This is a genomic window from Microbacterium sp. ER1 (assembly GCF_023383675.1).
In the GTDB taxonomy this organism is placed as follows: Bacteria; Actinomycetota; Actinomycetes; order Actinomycetales; family Microbacteriaceae; genus Microbacterium.
Map to the genome: position 1 here is coordinate 22,971 of NZ_QCXO01000126.1, position 19,464 is coordinate 42,434.

General features: G+C 70.7%; 15 protein-coding genes. 3 read left to right on the forward strand and 12 right to left on the reverse strand.

All coding sequences use genetic code 11. From position 1 onward, the window contains the following. Positions 1–7: 7 nt before the first annotated feature. A complete protein-coding gene (locus BV453_RS04440; protein ID WP_249520983.1) occupies positions 8–994 on the reverse strand; it encodes a glycerophosphodiester phosphodiesterase family protein in 987 nt (328 codons plus the stop codon). A 92-nt stretch (positions 995–1,086) separates the two neighbouring features. On the opposite strand from BV453_RS04440, the gene BV453_RS04445 reads away from it, so the two are divergent. Both BV453_RS04445 and BV453_RS04450 read left to right on the forward strand, forming a co-directional pair. Next, positions 1,087–2,007, forward strand: coding sequence for a Bax inhibitor-1/YccA family protein (locus BV453_RS04445; protein ID WP_025103756.1), 921 nt, complete (start codon positions 1,087–1,089; stop codon positions 2,005–2,007). A gap of 160 nt (positions 2,008–2,167) precedes the next feature. Beyond that, positions 2,168–2,440, forward strand: coding sequence for a GlsB/YeaQ/YmgE family stress response membrane protein (locus tag BV453_RS04450; RefSeq protein WP_025103755.1), 273 nt, complete (start codon positions 2,168–2,170; stop codon positions 2,438–2,440). Between the two features lie 101 nt (positions 2,441–2,541). On the opposite strand, the gene BV453_RS04455 is transcribed toward BV453_RS04450, so the two are convergent. After that, entirely contained in the window at positions 2,542–3,837 is a 1,296-nt protein-coding gene (locus tag BV453_RS04455) for an RNA polymerase sigma factor (RefSeq protein WP_249520984.1), read from the reverse strand. 13 nt (positions 3,838–3,850) lie between these two features. After that, the gene (locus tag BV453_RS04460; protein ID WP_025103753.1) at positions 3,851–4,279 is read right to left on the reverse strand and encodes a YciI family protein; all 429 of its coding nucleotides are present in this window, start codon (positions 4,277–4,279) and stop codon (positions 3,851–3,853) included. A 183-nt stretch (positions 4,280–4,462) separates the two neighbouring features. Between BV453_RS04460 and BV453_RS04465 the strand changes: the two genes are divergently transcribed. Continuing rightward, a complete protein-coding gene (locus BV453_RS04465) occupies positions 4,463–6,553 on the forward strand; it encodes a glycoside hydrolase family 10 protein (RefSeq protein ID WP_249520985.1) in 2,091 nt (696 codons plus the stop codon). Positions 6,554–6,613: 60 nt separating this feature from the next. Here the strand turns inward: BV453_RS04465 and BV453_RS04470 are convergent, their stop codons facing one another. From BV453_RS04470 to BV453_RS04510, 9 genes are all read right to left on the reverse strand, one after another. After that, positions 6,614–7,999, reverse strand: coding sequence for a glycosyltransferase (locus tag BV453_RS04470; protein WP_249520986.1), 1,386 nt, complete (start codon positions 7,997–7,999; stop codon positions 6,614–6,616). 8 nt (positions 8,000–8,007) lie between these two features. Then, positions 8,008–9,594: a glutamine-hydrolyzing GMP synthase gene (guaA, locus tag BV453_RS04475; protein WP_062635878.1), complete on the reverse strand. Its 1,587-nt coding sequence runs from the start codon at positions 9,592–9,594 to the stop codon at positions 8,008–8,010. Next, a complete protein-coding gene (locus BV453_RS04480) occupies positions 9,591–10,103 on the reverse strand; it encodes a DUF3817 domain-containing protein (protein ID WP_025103749.1) in 513 nt (170 codons plus the stop codon). The genes guaA and BV453_RS04480 overlap by 4 nt, the downstream gene beginning before the upstream one ends. A 103-nt stretch (positions 10,104–10,206) precedes the next feature. Continuing rightward, the gene (locus BV453_RS04485; RefSeq protein ID WP_249520987.1) at positions 10,207–14,847 is read right to left on the reverse strand and encodes an ExeM/NucH family extracellular endonuclease; all 4,641 of its coding nucleotides are present in this window, start codon (positions 14,845–14,847) and stop codon (positions 10,207–10,209) included. Positions 14,848–15,088: 241 nt separating this feature from the next. Beyond that, positions 15,089–15,847 carry an SURF1 family protein gene (locus tag BV453_RS04490; RefSeq protein ID WP_249521000.1) on the reverse strand — a complete coding sequence of 253 codons (759 nt, stop codon included), beginning with the start codon at positions 15,845–15,847 and terminating at the stop codon, positions 15,089–15,091. Positions 15,848–15,904: 57 nt separating this feature from the next. Further along, on the reverse strand, positions 15,905–17,020 hold the full coding sequence (locus BV453_RS04495; RefSeq protein ID WP_025103746.1) for a GuaB3 family IMP dehydrogenase-related protein: 1,116 nt from the start codon (positions 17,018–17,020) through the stop codon (positions 15,905–15,907). Positions 17,021–17,065: 45 nt separating this feature from the next. Next, a complete protein-coding gene (locus BV453_RS04500; protein ID WP_249520988.1) occupies positions 17,066–18,754 on the reverse strand; it encodes an ABC-F family ATP-binding cassette domain-containing protein in 1,689 nt (562 codons plus the stop codon). Between the two features lie 80 nt (positions 18,755–18,834). Then, positions 18,835–19,200, reverse strand: a complete 366-nt coding sequence (locus BV453_RS04505) for a type II toxin-antitoxin system VapC family toxin (RefSeq protein WP_025103744.1) — start codon at positions 19,198–19,200, stop codon at positions 18,835–18,837. Continuing rightward, positions 19,197–19,442 carry an AbrB/MazE/SpoVT family DNA-binding domain-containing protein gene (locus tag BV453_RS04510; RefSeq protein ID WP_025103743.1) on the reverse strand — a complete coding sequence of 82 codons (246 nt, stop codon included), beginning with the start codon at positions 19,440–19,442 and terminating at the stop codon, positions 19,197–19,199. The genes BV453_RS04505 and BV453_RS04510 overlap by 4 nt, the downstream gene beginning before the upstream one ends. Between the last annotated feature and the right edge of the window lie 22 nt (positions 19,443–19,464).

A 19,464-nucleotide genomic window follows, 5' to 3' on the forward strand; every position in this document is an offset into this window, starting at 1 on the left:
CGACGGGTCAACTGCGGAAGAACGCCACGCCGAGATCGGGGTGGTCGACGAAGACGCCGTCCACGCCCTGCCGGGCGATCACGCCCCACTCGGCCTCGTAGTGCCCGAAAGCGCTCTTGCCTCCCGGACCGCGGTAGGGCGCCGCGAGGAAGGCGTTCTCCGGACGGCAGGTCCAGGTGAAGACGGTCAGGCCGCGAGCATGGGCATCGGCGACCAGCGTCGTGCCCGGCACCAGGAGCATCTTCTTGTCGACGCTGATCCCGTCGACCTGACCGACGAGGCGGTCCAGATTCCCGGGGGTCACGGTCTCCGGGTAGCTCAGGGCCTTCGACCCCTCGGCGACGAGCAGGTCGTACGGCTGTCCCGCCGCCTCGATCAGGTACACGAAGCTCGCGTCGACGCCCGCGGCGCGGAGCTGCCCGAGCACGGTCGACTCGAAGCTCTCCACGATCAGCGGCAGCTCCTCCGCCGCCCATCCGGCGTCGCGCAACTCCCGCGCGATGAGGGGCGCGAGGTCGAGTCCGATGCTCGCGAAATGCGTGGCGTGCTTCACCTCGAGCACGACGCCGATCGGCCGACTCTGCTCCTGCGCGGCCGCCCGCACGAGGTCGAGGACGTCGCGCAGGCGCAGGATGGGTTCCGTGCCGTCGAAGGAGGCGCTGGACGCCCGGAGCTTCGGCAGCCGTTCCCGGCAGCGCAGCGTGGACAGCTCCGCCCAGGTGAAGTCCTCCGTGAACCAGCCGGTCAGTGCGGCGCCGTCCACGCGCCTCGTCGTGCGGCGATCCGCGAACTCCGGGTGATCGGCGACGTCCGTGGTGCCGGAGATCTCGTTCTCGTGCCGCACGACCAGGACACCGTCTTGGGTGGCGACCACGTCCGGCTCGACCGCGTCGACCCCCATCGCGAGAGCGAGCTCGTAAGACGAACGGGTGTGCTCCGGTCGGTGACCCGGGGCACCGCGATGCCCGATGACGAGCGGAGATTTGCTGGGCACGCTCACAGCGTAAGGCACCCCGGGAGTGTCGCCTCACGGGTATCGTGGAGGAAAGCGACCTACGACCCCCCTTTTGGAGTGAGGCCCACCTGATGAGCAACTTCGCTTTCAACAATCCTGCTTTCCAGCAGCAGGACCCGCGCAACGTCGCGACCTACCCGGGTGCGCCCCAGGGCGCTCAGGGCGCGCAGGCCGCGTCGCTCCAGCACGGCGCGATGGATGCCGCCGCCAACGCGCAGCTCGAGGGCATGTACGCCGCTCCCGCCGCAGGCGCCCTCGAGACCGACCGGATGTCCGTCGAGGACACCGTGTGGAAGACCGCCGGCCTCTTCGGCATCCTCCTCGTCACCGCCGTCGTCGGCTGGGTGCTGACGCTCGGCGGCCTCGACGTGCCGCGCTACGACCCGTACAACCCCGCCGCCGTCAACGTGCTGCCCTGGGCCCTCGGGGCGCTCGGCGGTTTCGTGCTGGCGATGGTCATCACCTTCACCTCGCGCAAGAAGGTCCGCCCCGCACTGATCTTCGCCTACGCGGCCTTCGAGGGTCTCTTCATCGGCGGCATCTCGGCGTTCTTCGAGGTCCGCTGGCCCGGCATCGTCTTCCAGGCGACGCTCGCCACCGTCTCGGTCGTCGGCGTGACCCTCGCCCTCTTCGCGAGCGGCAAGATCCGCGCCTCGAAGAAGGCGACCAAGATCTTCATGATCGCGATGATCGGCTACCTGGTCTTCTCGCTCCTGAACCTCGTCCTCATGTGGACGGGTGTCAACACCAACGCCTTCGGGCTGTTCAGCCAGGAGATCATGGGCATCCCGCTCGGCCTCATCATCGGCGTCCTCGTCGTGATCATGGCGGCGTACTCGCTGGTGCTCGACTTCGACCAGATCCAGCAGGGCGTGCGCAACGGCGCTCCGCGCAAGTACGGCTGGCTCGGCGGCTTCGGCATCATGGTCACGGTCGTCTGGCTCTACGTCGAGATCCTGCGGATCATCGCGATCGCCCGCGGCAACAACTGACGCGATCCGTCGCGATGAGAGGCCCGTCTCCCTGGGGAGGCGGGCCTCTTGCCATATCCGGGAGGGAGCGCGCAAGGGGTTGGCACGCGATTCCGCGGCCGGGCACAGTAGGTGTCACGAAGCCCCGGCACCCCGGGGCTCCTGACCCAAGGAGCTGACTATGAGTTTTCTCGGCTTTCTTCTTCTCGGCCTCATCGCCGGAGCCATCGCGAAGCTGATCCTGCCCGGCAAGCAGGGCGGCGGATGGTTCATCACCCTGCTGCTCGGCGTCGTCGGCGCCCTGCTCGGCGGCTGGCTCGGCAGCCTGATCCTCAACCGTCCGCTCACCGAGTTCTGGGACCTCGGCACCTGGCTCCTCGCCATCGGCGGTTCGATCATCGTGCTGCTGATCTACGGTCTCATCGCCGGCCGCGGCCAGCGGGTCAACGACTGACGCAGACCCCACTCGACGCGCTCCGCGTCACCCACGCCCGTCCCTCACGGCTGCGAGAGCATCCGTGAGGGGCGGGTCTTTTCGTGCCGCGGACGGTCAGGTCAGCGCTCGGCCCCTCGCGCTTTGCGTTCTAGGAGCTCGCGCTCGCGGTCGTTGCCCGCCAGCGCCGCGGCGGTCGCGAACTCGCCGCGCGCCTCGCTCTCCCGCCCGAGTCGGCGCAGCAGCTCGCCCCGGGTCGCGGGGAGCAGGTGGTACCCGCGCAGCGCGCCGGACTCGGCCAGGTCGTCGAGCAGCCGCAGGGCGGAGGCGGGCCCGGTGGCCATGGCCACGGCGGCCGCGCGATTGAGCTCCACCACCGGGGACGGGGTGAGCCGGCCGAGCGCCTCGTAGAGCACGACGATGCGGTCCCAGTCGGTCTCGTCCACGGACGGCGCGACGGCATGGCATTCGGCGATGGCGGCCTGCAGGCTGTAAGGCCCGCGTCCGCGGCCGAGTCCGTCCGCCCGCGCCAGGGCCGCTCTCCCCCGCGCGATGCGGCTGCGGTCCCACCGCCGACGGTCCTGATCCGCGAGCAGCACCGGGTCGCCGTTCCGGTCGGTCCGCGCCGGGAAGCGTGCGGCCGTGAGCTCCAGGAGCGCGAGCAGGCCGTGCACCTCCGGTTCCCGGGGCTGCAGCGCGGCGAGCACCCTGGCGAGCCGGATGGCCTCGTCGCTCAGCTCCGGCCGCATCCACTCGGGACCGCTGCTGGCCGCGTGCGCTTCGTTGAAGATGAGATAGAGCACCCCGAGGACCGCGCCGAGCCGCGCCGCATGCTCCTCCCGCGGTGGCACCTCGAACGGCGCGTGCGCGGCCGCCAGCGTCTTCTTCGCGCGCACGATCCGCTGCTGCACGGTCGCCGTGGGGACGAGGAAGGCGCGGGCGATCTCCTCGCTCGTCAGACCGCCCACGACCCGCAGCGTCAGCGCGACCTGCGCCTCCCGGGAGAGCACCGGGTGGCACGCGATGAAGAGAAGGCGCAGCACGTCGTCGTCCACGGCATCCGGGTCCCACGGCAGCTCGTGCCCCTGCGCCTGCTCCTGTTCCAGGTCGTTCGCGATCAGCGCCAGACGGTCGTCCAGCCGCTCGCGGCGGCGCCATCCGTCCACCGCCTTCCGCTTCGCCACGGCCGTCAGCCACGCGGCGGGGTTCTGCGGCACGCCCTCGGCGGGCCATTGCCGCAGCGCGGCGACCAGGGCCTCCTGCGCGAGATCCTCCGCCAGGCCGAAGTCGCCGACCATCCGCGTCAGTGCGCCGACGATGCGCGCGGACTCGATGCGCCACACGGCCGCGACCGCGCGCTCGGCCGCCTCCTGCGCAGAGGCGGCCGAGGTCGTCGCGGGGCCCGGGAAGCCGTCCATCAGCGGACGGGGGTCACGCCTGCTCGGCGCGGCGGGCCTGCTCCTCCCGCCAGCCCGCCTCCTTCTCGATCCACTCGTTGTCGGCGGGGAAGTCCTCCGGGCCGGTCACCCGGCGCACCTCGAGGAACGATCCCGGTCCGAGCGGCGCCCGGCTCGCCCATTCCGCGGCCTCCTCGCGCGAGGAGACCTCGATGATCCAGAAGCCGTTGAAGAGCTCCTTCGTCTCCCCGTAGGGGCCGTCCGTGATGAGCGGCTTCTCGGCGCTGAAGTCGACGACGAAGCCCTCCGCCGCGTCGGTCAGGCCCTCCCCGGCGACGAGGACGCCCGCCTTCATCATCGACTCGTTGTAGCGGCCCATGGCCTCGATGACCTGTTCGAAGGGCATCTCCTGATAGGCCGCCACCGCGTCGTCGGTCGCGCGCATGATGAGCATGAACTTCATGATGTTCTCCTTGTTCCGAAGGGCCGTTCCTCGACCCTCTCATCACAGTCGTCGAACGGGAACGGCGGAGATCGACATCGGGGCGAAAATTCCTCCCGGTCTTCTGCCGAGAGCCACATCGGCATAGAGTTTCAGTTCAACCCCTTTCAGTGGAAATTCTTTTCCAGATCGAACGAGGACTCGATGAAGAGACGCATCGCCGCCACCGCCGCGGCCGCCCTGCTCCTGCTGGCGCTCCCCACGACCGCCGGAGCGGCCCCCGACGAGGAGCCGCTGACCCGGTACGTCAAGGACGCCTCCGGCACCTACGGCTACGGCACGGAGCCCGTGTACACCTATCCGGGATCCGGCGAGCAGGTCGCCATCCCCACGACGCTGACGCCGGAGAACCGCCGCTTCTCCAGCGCCTGGGTCGGGACGATCGGCAACCTGAACTTCGGCAAACCCGCCGACGCGGCGGACTTCGACGCCCGCTACGCGACGGTGCTCGACGACTTCGCCTCCTGGAACATGAACGCCGTGATCTTCCAGGTGCGTCCGCTGCTGGACGCCTACTACCCGTCGGCACTCAACCCGTGGTCCGAGTTCCTCACCGGCACCCAGGGCGCCGATCCCGGCTATGACCCGCTGCAGCGCATGGTCGAGGCCACCCACGCCCGCGGCATGGAGTTCCACGCGTGGCTGAACCCCTATCGCGTGACCAACGCGAAGATGACCTCGCCGGGGATCCTCACCGCCCTCGGCCTCACCGCGGACCAGGTGAAGGCACTCTCCATCCCGCAGTACATCGCGGCACTGAACGACGCCGGCATCCTCGCCGACGACAACTTCGCCGTGCAGCACCCCGACTGGGTCCTGTCGTTCGAGGAGAAGCTGTTCCTCGACCCCGGCCAGCCCGAGGTCCCCGCGTACGTCGCGGCCACCGTCGCCGAGATCACGGAGAACTACGACGTCGACGCCATCCACTTCGACGACTACTTCTACCCGTACCGGATCACCGTCGACGGCCAGAACGTGTTCTTCGGCGCGCAGGGTGAAGACCGGGCGACGTTCGAGGAGTTCGGCCTCACGGCGGGCTATCCCGACACCGTCGCCGGCATCGAGGCGTGGCGGCGCGACAACATCACGGGTCTGATCACCCTCGTCGGCGACGCGGTCGACGCCGGCAACGCGGCCCGCGGCACCGCCGTGCAGCTCGGCATCAGCCCGTTCGGGATCTGGGAGCACGAGGCGCTCGACCCGGCCGGATCCCACACGCCGACGAGCTCGTCGCAGACGTACAGCCAGGCGGTCTTCGCCGACACCCGCGGGTGGGTGCAGGACGAGCTGATCGACTACATCGTGCCGCAGATCTACTGGAGCTTCGATCAGGCCGCCGCCCCCTACGGGGAGCTGGCGCAGTGGTGGAGCGACGTGGCCGCCGGCAGCCGCACCCAGGTCTACGTGGGGCATGCGCTCTACAAGCACGTCAACAACGGCGGCTGGGAGCAGGCCTGGATGAACCCGGAGGAGGTGCCGAACCAGATCCGGTACAACCAGAAGCTCGACGGCATCGAGGGCAGCGTCCTGTTCAGCTACAACGACATGAAGCCGAGCGACCTGGCCGCTCTGCCCGCAGATCAGCAGCCCAAGCACGAGGCGAAGAACACCGCGATCGAGCTCCTCGAGGGCGAGGCCTTCGCCCACCCCACGCTCGTTCCGGCCAAGCCCTGGCTCTCGGACGGACAGGTGGCCGCCCCGGTGGCCCCCGAGGTCATCGACGCCGAGCTCCGCTGGCAGGCCGGCGACGCGCGGGAGGCCCGCCAGTATGCGATCTATCGCGGTACCGGCGATCCGGCGCAGATCGTCACCACCCCGGGCGCGCTGGTCGACACGGTCTGGGCAGGCGGTGCGGCGTCGTTCCGCTTCCCCCTCGCCGCCGACGAGGCCCCGGCCGCCGCGCGCGCCGCGACGGAGACCTGGGTGGTGACCGCGCTGGACGCGGCCGCCGTCGAGAGCGCGCCGGTGGCTGTCGCGGTGGACGAGCCGGTGGATCCCACCGATCCGGGAACTCCGACGGATCCCACCGATCCCGGCACGCCGGAGGACCCGGACTCCGGGGGTGACGATGACGCCGCTGCCTCTCCCGTCGGCGGCGCGTCGCGCGGCGACCGCGGCGACCTCGCCGCGACCGGCGGCGATGTCCCGACGATGGCGCTGCTCCTGGGCGGACTGCTGCTGACAGCCGGCGCCGTCACGGTCGGAGTGACCGCCTTCCGGCGGCGCACGCGATAGGACCGTCGACCGCCGGGACGTCGTCCGCGACTCCCCGGCGGTCGGCCGGGTCGCGGACGGTCAGCGCCGCGAGGGAGCGCGGACGGCCGCGGCGATCGTCGCGGTCAGCGCCTCCACGGAGCGCGCCGGGCTCCAGGCCGCCGCGACGAGCGGCGCCTCCGCGCGGAGCGCCGCGAGCCGGTCCGGATCGGTCAGGAGGTCCCGCAGGGCCTCCCCCAGCGCCGTGATGTCACCGGCGGGCACGAGCACACCTCCGCCAGCGCCGAGCACATCGCGGATGCCGTACCGCACGTCGTACGACACCACAGGGGTGCCGTGCAGCAGCGCCTCGACCACGCCGAGCGGCTGTCCCTCGAACGCGGTCGAGGTCACCAGGACGGACGCACGATCGAGCACGGTCGCCGGATCGGCGGTGTACCCGCAGAGCCGCACGCGGTCGGCGCCGTCGAGCTCGGCGATCAGCGCCGCCAGCCGCTGCTCCTCCGCACCCGTGCCCCAGACCTCCATCCGGGTGCCCGGCACGTCCGCCGCCAGGAAGGCGCGGATCGCGTGGTCGACGCGCTTGCCCGCCGCGAGTCGGCCCAGCACGACGACGAGGCCGTCCTCGCGCAGACTCTCCCGACGTTCCACGGGCTCGATGGGGTTCGGCACCACGACGTGGTTCGCGGAGGAGCCGAATCGCGCCACCACGTCGTCGCGCTGCGTGGCCGTCGGCCAGATCACCGCGTCGAAGCGGTCGGCCAGGCGGAACCACCGCGTCCAGAGCGTGTTCATGGGTGCGTCCGGCGTGTAGGGAGCCTCGACGTGCACGGTGTGGATGGGGTGCAGGATGCGCACGCGCGGGTCGTCCCAGTCGGCGACCAGTTCGCCGAGCTGACGCGATTCGCAGATCACGACGATCGGCCGGTCGCCCAGCGCCGCCGTGACGTGGTCGAGCCAGGCACCGTAGAGCCCGCGGAAGCCGTGCAGCGCCCCGACGACCGCACCGCTCTCGTCGTGGACGAGGACGGGCTCGTCCGTGAGGTGCCAGTCCGGGTCGCCGGGGATCACCGGGAGGGCCACGAAGGGACGACCCTCCGGGTCCGCGAGCACCCGGTACTCCACGTCGGGGTCGGCCGTCACCGCGTCATCAGCCGCGTCTCGCAGCCAGGCGGCGGCTCCGCCCTCCGGGGCGACGGCCTCGTCGAAGAGGTTCCGCAGACGATCCGGGTCCGCAAGCGCGCCGCGGTCGGCGAACACGCGGCGATGCTCGGCGTGATCGGCGATCGTCCCCGGATCGAAGGTCAGCAGCTGCGGACCCCGGCCCTCGCCGGCGCCCGCTCCGGCGAGCAGCCGGGCTCGCGCGAGTGTCGCGATCGTGTACCCGCCGTCCAGCCCGGGGATCAGACGGCTGGACAGCACCAGGTACTCGGCGTCCGGGAGGACCGGTGCCGAGACCGGGGGCATCGCGCCCCCTACTCCCACTCGATCGTCCCCGGCGGCTTCGACGTGACGTCCAGCACCACCCGGTTGACGTCGCGGACACCGTTGGTGATCCGGTTCGAGATCTTCGAGAGCACGTCGTACGGCAGACGGGTCCAGTCGGCGGTCATCGCGTCCTCGCTGGAGACCGGACGCAGCACGATCGGGTGGCCGTAGGTGCGGCCGTCGCCCTGCACGCCCACCGAGCGCACGTCGGCGAGGAGCACGACCGGGCACTGCCAGATCTCCTGGTCGAGCCCGGCCTTGGTCAGCTCCTCGCGGGCGATGGCGTCGGCCTCACGCAGGATCTCGAGGCGGTCAGCGGTGACCTCACCGATGATCCGGATGCCGAGACCGGGCCCCGGAAACGGCTGGCGCCCGACGATCGCCTCGGGGATGCCGAGCTCGCGGCCGATCGCGCGGACCTCGTCCTTGAACAGGGCCCGCAGCGGCTCGATGAGCTCGAAGTCGAGGTCGTCCGGAAGACCGCCCACGTTGTGGTGCGACTTGATGTTGGCGGTGCCCGCACCGCCGCCCGACTCCACCACGTCCGGGTAGAGCGTGCCCTGCACGAGGAACTTCACCGGGGCGCCGCCGTCGGCCTTCGCCTCCTCCACGAGGTCGAGCTGCACCTTCTCGAACGCGCGGATGAACTCGCGGCCGATGATCTTGCGCTTCTCCTCGGGGTCGGTCACGCCCTGGAGGTGACCGAGGAAGGTCTCCGCGGCGTCGACCGTGATGAGCCGCACACCGGTGGACTCGACGTAGTCCTTCTCGACCTGCTCGCGCTCGCCCTTGCGGAGGAGACCGTGGTCGACGAAGACGGCAGTGAGCTGGTCGCCGATGGCCTTGTGCACGAGAGCGGTCGAGACGGCGGAGTCCACGCCGCCGGACAGCGCGGAGATGACCCGGGCGTCGCCGACCTGCTCGCGGATGCGCTCGATCTGCTCGGCGATCACGTTGTCGGGGTTCCAGTCGGACGCGAGGCCCGCACCCTTGTGGAGGAAGTTCTCGAGCACGCGCTGACCGTGATCCGAGTGCTTGACCTCCGGGTGCCACTGCACGCCGTAGAAGCCGCGCTCCTCGTTCGCGAAGGCGGCGACCTTCGTGGCCTCCGTCGTCGCGAGCACCTCGAAGCCCTCCGGTGCCTTCGCGACCTGGTCGCCATGGCTCATCCACACGTTCTGCTCGGTCGGCTGCCCGCTGAGCAGCGTGCCGCCGTCACCGGAGATGACGGCATCCGTGGCGCCGTACTCGCGGAGGCCGGTGTGCGCGACCTCGCCGCCGAGGGTCTGGGCCATGTACTGGAAGCCGTAGCAGATGCCGAGCGTGGGGACGCCGAGGTCGAAGACCGACGGGTCGAGCTTCGGCGCGCCCTCCTCGTACACCGACGAAGGTCCGCCGGAGAGGATGATCGCTACAGGGTTCTTGGCGGCGATCTCCTCCGCCGTGGCGGTGTGCGGCACGATCTCGCTGTAGACCCCGGCCTCGCGGACGCGGCGGGCGATGAGCTGCGCGTACTGGGCGCCGAAGTCGACGACGAGCGCGGGGCGCTGCTGGGTCTCGGACTGTTCGGTCAACGGACACCTTCCGGGGCGATCGCGGAGGCCTCAGCGGCCTCCCGGGTGGCGAGATAGGTCTTGACTTCACGGGCGACGATCGCCTCCATGAAGAACGACAGCAGCGGGATGACGCCGCCGAGCGCGAGGAGGATGAACCGGCGGAACGGCCAGCGCATCAGGCTCCACATGCGGAAGCACGCGAAGAGGTAGACCACGTAGAACCAGCCGTGGGCGACGAGGATGAACAGCGAGATGTTGAAGCCGTCCCCGAGGGAGGTCATTTCGCACGAGTTCGTCCACGGCGCGAACAGCGACCACCATTGGCAGTCCGGCCCCGCGATGACGCCGGCGAACCAGAGAGGGCCGCCCGATCCTCCGGCGAAGAGCTCGAGGTGGATGGGCGTGTACTTCAGCACCATCTCGGCGAGCAGCAGGAGCAGCATGACTCCCGTGATGATCGACGCGATCTGGTAGAACTTCAGCGCACCGCGGATCGCCGGAAATCTGGCGACTTTCGGTTCGGGCATGCCCCCAGTCTAGTCGGCGGCGGGCGACGCCCCGACCCCGCGGAAACGACGGAGGCCGCCGGGTCTCCCCGACGGCCTCCGCCTCGTCATCCGCCGATCGGCATCAGAACCATCCGGTCAGGAGGTCCCACAGCCAGTCGACGATGTCCTTGATGATCCCGCCGATGCCGCCGGCGCGGTTGACGGTGACCGTGGCCGTGGCCTCGTCCCCGTCGGCCTGAGCCACCGCGACGGTGTACTTGCCGGGCTGGGCGTTCTTCGGCACCGTCACCGAGGTGCTGAACGTGCCGTCCTGACGGACCTGCACCGTGCCCACCTGGACGCCCTGGCCCTTCTTCGGCCGGAGCTCGACCGTGACCGTCTCGCCGGGCTGGTAGTCCTTGCCCGTGACGTCGAGCTTCTTGCCCGCGGCCACCTTCGACGAGCCGAGCGCGATGGTCCCCGCGAACTCCTCCTCGCCGGCGATCGTGAACGGCACCTGCACCGTCGTGCCCGTCGCCGGGACCTCGACCGTGAGCTGCTGCTCACCGAACACCCCGGACGGCACCGTGAAGGTGAGGGTGGCGCGGCCGCCCTCGTCGGTGGTGTCCACGATGGTCGGGTCGACCGTGCCGGCCGCGAGCTGGGTGTCGCCGAGCGACAGCGTGACCGCTCCCGGCGCCGCCTCACCACCGCTGAACGCCAGCGAGGAGAGCGAGACCGTCACCTGGTCGCCGGCGCGGTAGCCGTCGGCGTCCGCCGGACTGACGGTCACACCGACCGCACGCTGGGCGAGGTCCGGCGAGGCCGTCTTGTTCGCGTCGAACCAGTCGACCATCGACTGGAGGTCGATCTTGCCGGTGTCCCGCTTGCCCGCCCCCTCCTTGAAGGTGGCGAAGTTGTCGCCGCCCGCCGCGAGGAAGGAGTTCGCCGCCACCGTGTACTCCCCGTTCGGGTCGATCGCGGTGCCGTTCAGCGTGATCGAGGTGATCCGCGAACCCGCGGCCGCCGTCGGGTCGTACGTGTAGACCAGACCCTCGGAGACGCCGAGCTTGAGGAACGGTCGGGCCGATCCGGCGGGCTGCCACTGCTCCTCCAGCACACCCTTCAGCTGCGTGCCGGTGAGGGTCAGCGTGACGAGCGTGTTGGCGAAGGGCTGGACGGTCGCCGCCTCCCGATAGGTGACGTTGCCGTCGGGGTCCTCGGGGTTGCTCGACGCGTAGGTCAGGTTGGCACGGATGCCACCGGGGTTCATGAGAGCGATGTCCGCACCCGTGGACCACTTCTGCACGTCGGCGACGAAGTTGCCGATGGTGGACTCGCCACCGCGGTTCTCGGAGCCGTTGGTCTGCCGCGCGCGGTTGAAGTCGGCGGTGATGTCGCCCACCTTCACCGCTCCCAGCACGTCGGCCTCCGCCTTCGCCTTATCGACGATGGCCTGCACCTCCGGCACCGCCGGGTACAGCGGCTTGCCCGCGGATGTGAGGGGCTTGATCTCGTTGGTGATCGAGAGCAGCTCCTTCGTCTTCGGGTCGACCTGGATGTTCATGAGGCCGAGGTTCTCGCCGTACTGCCCCGCCGAGACGACCGGTCGGCCGTCGATGACGTGGTTGTAGGCCAGGTGCGTATGCGCCGAGACGATCGCGTCCACGTCGTCGTCGACTCCGTAGACGATCTCGCCCAGCGGCGAGTCCTCGGTGATCGCGGACAGCGCGGTGCTCTCCGCACCCTCGTGCACGAGCAGGATCACGACGTCCGCTTCGCCGTTGGCCGGATCCCCGTCACGCAGGTCGTCGGCCACGGCGTTCACCGAGTCGGCGATGCTGCGCACCTCGAGATCCGCGATGCCCTCGGGCGAGACGAGCGAGTCGAGATCCTCCGTGACGGCGCCCACGAAGCCGACGCGCACGCCGTCGAGCTCCTTGACCCACGCCGGGGCGAGCGCGGGCTCACCGGTCTCCGTGAGGAACACGTTCGAGGAGATGTACTCCCAGTCCGCGCGCTCCTGCACCCGGTCGCGCAGGTCTTCCCAGCCCTGATCGAACTCGTGGTTGCCCGCGGCGCTCACGTCCAGGCCGGCGGCGTTGAGCGCGTCGATGGTCGGGTTGTCGTCGTTGATGAAGGAGGTGAACGTCGACGCACCGATGAGGTCGCCGGCTCCGGCGAAGATCGTGTTCGGGTTCGCCGCACGGAACTGCTGCACCGCCCCCGCGAGCACGGCGGCGCCGGCCGCGGCCCCGTCGGCCTCGATACGGCCGTGGAAGTCGTTCACCGTCACGACGTCGATGTTCACCGGCGGGACCTCCGAGGAGACGCCGACGAGGATCGGGTCGTGGTCGCTGGACCGGTACGGGGTGCCCTCCTTGGTGGCGCCGAACGCGTAGCCGCGGTCGCTCCACTCCGGCGAGTTGATGCCCCACACACCGGCGCCCGTGATCGAGGAGACGAGCGACGGCGAGGCGATCACGTGGTCGAGCGAGCCGAGCTCCCCGTCGAACGTGTACGTGTACTGCCCTGCGGCCTTGTCGGCGGCCACGTCGCTCCACCCCTGCGAGGTGAACACGTCGATCGGGTCTTCCTGCCCATAGGCGTTGAAGTCGCCGATCAGCAGCATGTCGCTACTGCCGCTGCTCTCGGTCAGCTCATCCGTGAAGGCGAGGATGGCCTGCGCCTGCTTCACCCGGTCGGCGTTGAAGAACCCCTGGCCATCGGCCGGCTCTGCGCCGGCACCCTGCGGCGGGGACTTCGACTTCAGGTGGTTGGCGACGACGGTGACGACGCGGCCGTCGATGTCGAACGCCTGCGCGATCGGCTCGCGGGCGTTGCCCCACACCGACTCGTCGGTGACGGTGCCGCTGTCGCCCACCGTGCTGACGGCGTCCTTCTTGAAGATGATCGCGTTGGTGATGTAGTCCGTCGTCGCCGGGTCCTGCAGCGCCTTGGGCGTGCGCACGTAGTCCCACACGTCCGCGCGCGCGTCGGCGTTGAGGCCGGCGACGAGGTCCTTCAGGGCGGTGTCGACGGGCTTGCCGAGCTTGACCGAGTTCTCGATCTCCATCAGCGCCACGATCTCCGCGTCGAGGCCGTTGATGGCCGAGACGATCTTGGACTTCTGGATCGCGAACTGGGCGGCGTTCGCCGCACCGCGGGCGTCCGCGTTCTCGCTCTTCAGCGTCGTGAAGTAGTTGTAGACGTTGAACGACGCCACCTGCGCGTCGCCGCCCACCTCGGGGGCCTTCTCGGGACGCGGGTTCGTCGGCTCGAAGGTGACCTTGCGCTCCGCCGGGGAGGCGTCGTCGATCGGGACGACAGGCTGCAGGCGCCAGTCGTCGAAGCCCCACTGGAGCACGTAGCCGTTGGACCCGAAGTCGACGGTGTCGCCGTTGCGGACCACCGTGTCCTCCGTGAAGTACGGCTGCTGGCCCGGGTGGCCGTTGTTGGTCACCTGGATGGACCAGGCGTCGTCGAGCAGGATGCGGTTGGCGCGGTTCTCGGCCGCGATGGCGGCCGCGTCGGCCCCGGGACGCGTGGTCTCGGTGCTCTTGACGTTGAGGTCGTCGCCGGCGTTCAGCCACAGCGCCCCGTAGTTGTACAGCTGGTGGCTCGACGCGAGCCGGTAGGTGCCGGTCGGGGCGACGTACATGTTCTCGTACTGCTCGCGGTCGGCACCGCGCACGGTGTCCGGGAGCGGCGTGAGGGCCGGCACGCCCACACCGGCGGTGACGACGGAGACGTCGGCCATCGCGGCGGGAGCGATCTGGGTCTGGCCGTAGTACTCGCTCACGGTGCCGGTCACCGAGACGAGGTCGCCGATCTCGAGCGTGGGCGCGAGCGCGTTCAGGAAGACGAACACGCCATCCGAGGCGCCGGGAGTCGCGTCGGTCTCGCCGCCCGAACCCTGCGTCTGGATCACGATGCCCTTGTAGCCGCCCGTCCGGTGATCGGCGGTGACGACGCCCTCGACGCGGACGCGCTGTCCGGCCAGCGGCGAGACGTCGCCGGTGCCCTGGACCTCGGCGATCGTGGCGGTCGTGGGCTCCGTCCCCGGCTCCTCGCCCGGGTCGGTGCCGGGATCGGTGCCGCCGGAGTTCTGCGGGGTGATGGTCGCCGACAGCGCGAAGTCCGCCTTGTTGTCGTCCGCGTCCGCGCCGTCCGTGCGGTTCAGCGACCGGACGTCGGTGTTGCTCGTGGGGGCGGCGGCGGCCGCCGTCTCGAAGGTGTTCGAGGTGCCGTAGCCGAGGAGGTCGATCACGCCGTCGACGCCGACCGTCGAGCCGGGAGTCAGGGTGACCGCCGCGGTGCCCTCGACGAGGGCCAGCGTGCCGTTGGTGCCGCTCGGGCTCAGCGTCGTCGTGGCGTCGGGGGTCGGGAGGGCGGCGCCGTTGGTGCCGTTGCTGTTCCCCTGCACGAGGAAGTAGCCGCCCGCGGGGATCGTCCCCTTCAGCGGTGCGACGCCGTTGAAGGCGCCGGTCCCGGTCGCGGAGCGGTACTGCAGGGACAGGCCGTCCAGGGTGACGGGCGCCGTCGTCGGGTTGTACAGCTCCACGAACTTGTTCGTGAACGCCGCCCCGGCGCTGCCGCCGGACAGATACGCCTCGTTGATCACCACCCCGGTGCCGTCGGTGTTCGCCGACGCGGGCGCGGCCACCAGCGAGCCGAGGCTCAGGGCGGCGACGCACGTCGCGGCGAGAGCGCCCACGCGCCCTCGGATTCTGCGGTGCGAGACGGGGGTCAGGGTCTCCCCGTGCTCAGGAGCGGACATCATCGGTGCTGTCTCCTCGATCGTGTTCCGGCGCTGCTCAGGACGCTGTCATCGCACACATCGGGAACTCCCAGCGTGCGCACATGGAGCGAGCATACGGAGCGGTTCGGACATCCTCAACGGAGTTTTCCCATTGGTCACCGAGCGCTCACCGAATGGCCGCGACACCCCCTGACGAAGGTTCACACCGGGCCGACCCGACGCGCAGAAGCGCAGCATCCGACGCGCGGATGCGCAGCGGGTGTCAGGGAGCCGCGGAGCCCTGCGCCTCGTCGAACTCCTCCACCTCGCGCTCCCAGGCGTCCTTCGCCAGGCGGTACCAGAGGTAGAACGCGAAGCCGGCGAAGATGACCCACTCGGCGGCGTAGAACACGTTGAGCCAGTTGACCGGCGACTGCTCGTCGGGCGCCGGTGAGGCGATGTCCACGAGTCCCGCGGTCGCGGTCGTGGAGGCCAGGTAGGGACGGTAGACGTCGAGCTGCTCGGTGTCGTGCCAGCGGCTCAGGAGAGCGGCCGGCGACATCCGGTCCATCTGCTCCGGATCCGAGCGCGGAGGCACCGCCGGCCCCTCATCCGAGATGATGCGCCCCGCGACGGGGACCACGCCGCCGTCCGCCTCGGCTTCGAGGCGCTCCACCGCGGCATCGGCGGCCTCGCGATCCGGCGCCCAGCCGATCGCCACCGCCAGCGAGACGCGCTCGTCGACGCGGAGCTGACCGGTGACCCAGTACCCCTCGGCGCCGTCGTTGAAGCGGCTGCCCACGACGAGGAAGTCTCCGGGGATCCAGACGCCCTCGGTCTCCACGCGCTGTCCGACGAGGGGCTCGGGCAGGTACTCCCCCGGCTCCACGACCTCGTCGAGCGGTCGGACCTGCTCGGTCGCCCCCGGCGCCGGAGGATCGGTCTCGATCGCCCGCTCCAGCTGCCACTGGCCGAGCCAGGCGAACACGCCGGCGACGACCAGGCACAGCAGCAGCATCGCGACCCAGCGTCCCCGCAGCATGACCTCACGGAGGGTCGGCGGGAAGGGAGCAGGTGCGGTCACGGTGATGCGGAGACCTCAGGCCTCGTACGGAGCCAGCACGACCTCCACCCGCTGGAACTCCTTGAGGTCGGAGTATCCGGTGGTGGCCATCGACTTGCGCAGCGCGCCGATGAGGTTCGCGGTGCCGTCGGCGACCGGAGCGGGGCCGTAGAGGATCTCCTCCAGCGTGCCGATGCCGCCCACCTCGACGCGTCGTCCGCGCGGGAGCTTGGGGTGGTGTGCCTCGGGACCCCAGTGGAACCCCTGGCCGGGGGCGTCCGTGGCACGGGCCAGGGCGACACCGAGCATGACCGCGTCGGCGCCCATGGCGAGCGCCTTCACGATGTCGCCCGAGGTGCCGACGCCGCCGTCGGCGATCACGTGCACGTAGCGCCCGCCGGACTCGTCGAGGTAGTCCCGACGCGCGGCCGCCACGTCCGACACCGCGGTCGCCATGGGGGCGTGGATGCCGAGGGTGGCACGGGTGGTGGACGCCGCACCGCCGCCGAAGCCCACGAGCACGCCGGCCGCGCCGGTGCGCATGAGGTGGAGCGCCGCGGTGTATGTCGCCGCTCCGCCCACGATCACCGGAACGTCGAGGTCGTAGATGAACTTCTTGAGGTTCAGCGGCTCCGCCACGCTCGACACGTGCTCCGCGGAGACGGTCGTGCCGCGGATGACGAACAGGTCGACCCCGGCCGCGGCGACGGTGTCGTAGAACTCCTGCGTGCGCTGCGGAGTGAGGGAGCCGGCGACGGTGACGCCCGCCTCCCGGATCTCGGCGAGGCGGCGGGTGATGAGCTCGGGCTTGATGGGCTCGGAGTAGAGCTCCTGCATGCGCACGGTCGCCCGGTCCTCCGCGAGGCCCGCGATCTCGGCGAGCAGCGGCTCTGGGTCCTCGTAGCGGGTCCAGAGCCCCTCCAGGTCGAGCACTCCCAGACCGCCGAGCTGCCCGAGCATGATCGCGGTGCGCGGGCTGACGACCGAGTCCATCGGCGCACCGAGCACCGGGATCTCGAAGCCGAAGGCGTCGATCGTCCACGCGGTGGACACGTCCTCCGGGTTGCGCGTGCGCCGCGAGGGCACCACCGCGATGTCGTCGAACGTGTACGCGCGACGCGCGCGCTTTCCTCGGCCGAGCTCGATCTCCATGGTCACCCGTCCAGCCTACCCGGCACCCGGCGGCCTCCGCGGCGGTCAGCGCGCACGCGCCACCCGCCGTTCGTCCCACACCGGCTCGTCGGACTCGTAGACCTCGCCGTCCGTGCCGAACACGAGGAACCGGTCGAAGGAGCGCGCGAACCACCGGTCGTGCGTGACCGCCACCACGGTGCCCTCGAAGCGTCCGAGCGCCTCCTCCAGCGCCTCGGCCGACTCGAGGTCGAGGTTGTCGGTGGGCTCGTCGAGGAGGAGCAGGGTCGCGCCGGAGAGCTCGAGCAGGAGCACCTGGAACCGCGCCTGCTGTCCGCCGGAGAGCGATTCGAACGGCTGCTGGGCCTGGCGGACGAGGCCGTATCTGTCCAGCGCCGAACTCGCCGCGTCGCGGGGCATCCCGTCTCGGAGGTCGTCCCCGCGGTGCAGGATCTCGAGCAGGGTGCGGCCGACGAACTCCGGATGCGCGTGGGTCTGCGCGAAGAGCCCCGGCACCACGCGGGCGCCCAGCACCGCACGCCCCGTGTGCGCGACGGGACGGAGCTCCTCCGCGACCGCGGTCACGTGCCCGAGGGACGGGTCCGGGTCGGTGCCACCGCGGGCCAGCAGCCGCAGGAAGTGCGACTTGCCCGAGCCGTTGGAGCCGAGCACGCCGACGCGGTCGCCGTACCAGATCTCGGTGTCGAACGGACGCATGAGGCCGGTCAGCTCCAGCCGCTCCGCGACGACGGCCCGCTTGCCGGTCCTGGCGCCGCGGAGGCGCATGTCGAACTCCTGCGCCGGGGGCCGCTCCTCGGGCGGGCCCGCCTCCTCGAACTTCCGCAGCCGCGTCTGCGCCGCCTGGTAGCGGGACGCGAAGCCGTCGTTCGCGGCCGCCTTGACCTTGAGGTTCGCGACGAGGACGCGGAGCTTCTCGTGCTGCTCGTCCCACCGCCGGCGCAGCTCATCGAGCCGATCCATCCGGTCGGTGCGCGCCTGGTGATAGGTGGCGAAGCTCCCGCCGTGCACCCAGGCGGTCGACCCCGCCGCGCCGGGCTCCAGCGTGATCAGCCGATCGGCGGCCCTGGCGAGGAGCTCGCGGTCGTGCGAGACCAGCAGCACGGTCTTGTCGGTGGCGCGCAGCCGCTCCTCGAGCCACCGCTTGGTCGGCACGTCGAGGTAGTTGTCCGGCTCGTCGAGCAGGAGCACCTCGTCCGGGCCGCGCAGCAGCGCTTCCAGGGCGAGCCGCTTCTGCTCGCCGCCGGAGAGGGAGGTGAGCTCGCGGTAGCGCGCCCGCTCGAACGGCACGCCGAGCGCCGCCACGGTGCACTGGTCCCACACGGTCTCGTGCTCGTAGCCGCCGGCGTCCGCGTACTCGGCGATCGCGGAGGCGTAGGCCATCTGGGTGTCGTGCTCGTCGCGGTCGATGAGGGCGTTCTCCGCGGCCTCCAGCGCCTCCGCGGCGGCACGGAGGCGGGTGGGAGCCACCCGCACGAGCAGCTCGTGCACGGTCTGGCCCGGCTCGCCGTGTCCGACGAACTGGTCCATGACGCCGAGTCCGCCGTCGATGGTCACGACCCCGTCGTCGGCCGGCTGCTCGCCCCGGATGATCCGCAGCAGCGTCGTCTTCCCCGCCCCGTTCGGCCCGATGAGAGCGCTCGTCGAGCCCGCCCCGACACGGAACGACACCTCGTCGAGAAGCGGTCTGCCATCGGGAAGCGTCAGCGAGACTCCGGATGCGTCGATGTACCCCACAGGCGTGGCCGTCCTTCCGCCCGCGGACAGCGAGCCGACCAGGCTATCAGTCCGCGGGGCTTCGCGACGACCGGGACGAGCTACGGTCGTAGCTGCTCGATGCGCCCGCCGTCGCCCCATGCCCGGTCCGCGGTCAGCACCGCCGCGTCCATCCGTTCGGCGAGCGCCAGGCACAACCGGTCTCCGAGAGAGAGCCCGGTGCCCCGGGCCCAGAGCGCTGCCGCCCTTTCCGCGTCGCGATGCGAGACGGGCTCGATCGTCAGACGATAGCTGAGGAGGAGTCCGGAGGCGATGCCCCAGTCGGCCCCGGCGGCGCGCACCTTCTGGGCCACCTCCGACCAGTTCGCCGCACCGATGACGCCGCCATCGAGAGCCTGCTCCACGCGGGCGGCACCGGGCTCGTCCTGAAGGAATGCCAGCACAGCCGACGCGTCGAGGACCGTCACGCCGCGTCGTCCTGCGCAGCGGCCGCGCGGCGCTCGGCGAGCAGAGCCTCCAGGACGCTCTGCCCCTCGAGCTGACTGCGGATGAGCGCCTTCGCCTGTTCGCGAGTGAGGAGGACGACGCCACCCTCCGCTTCGATCATCAGGAGGGGAACGCCCTGATCCCAGTGCTGCCGCGCGCGCAGCTCAGCCGGAATCACCAGACGGCCGCGGTCTCCCATCGGAGCGACGAAGGTGGTATCCATCAACCCACGATACCACTGCCCG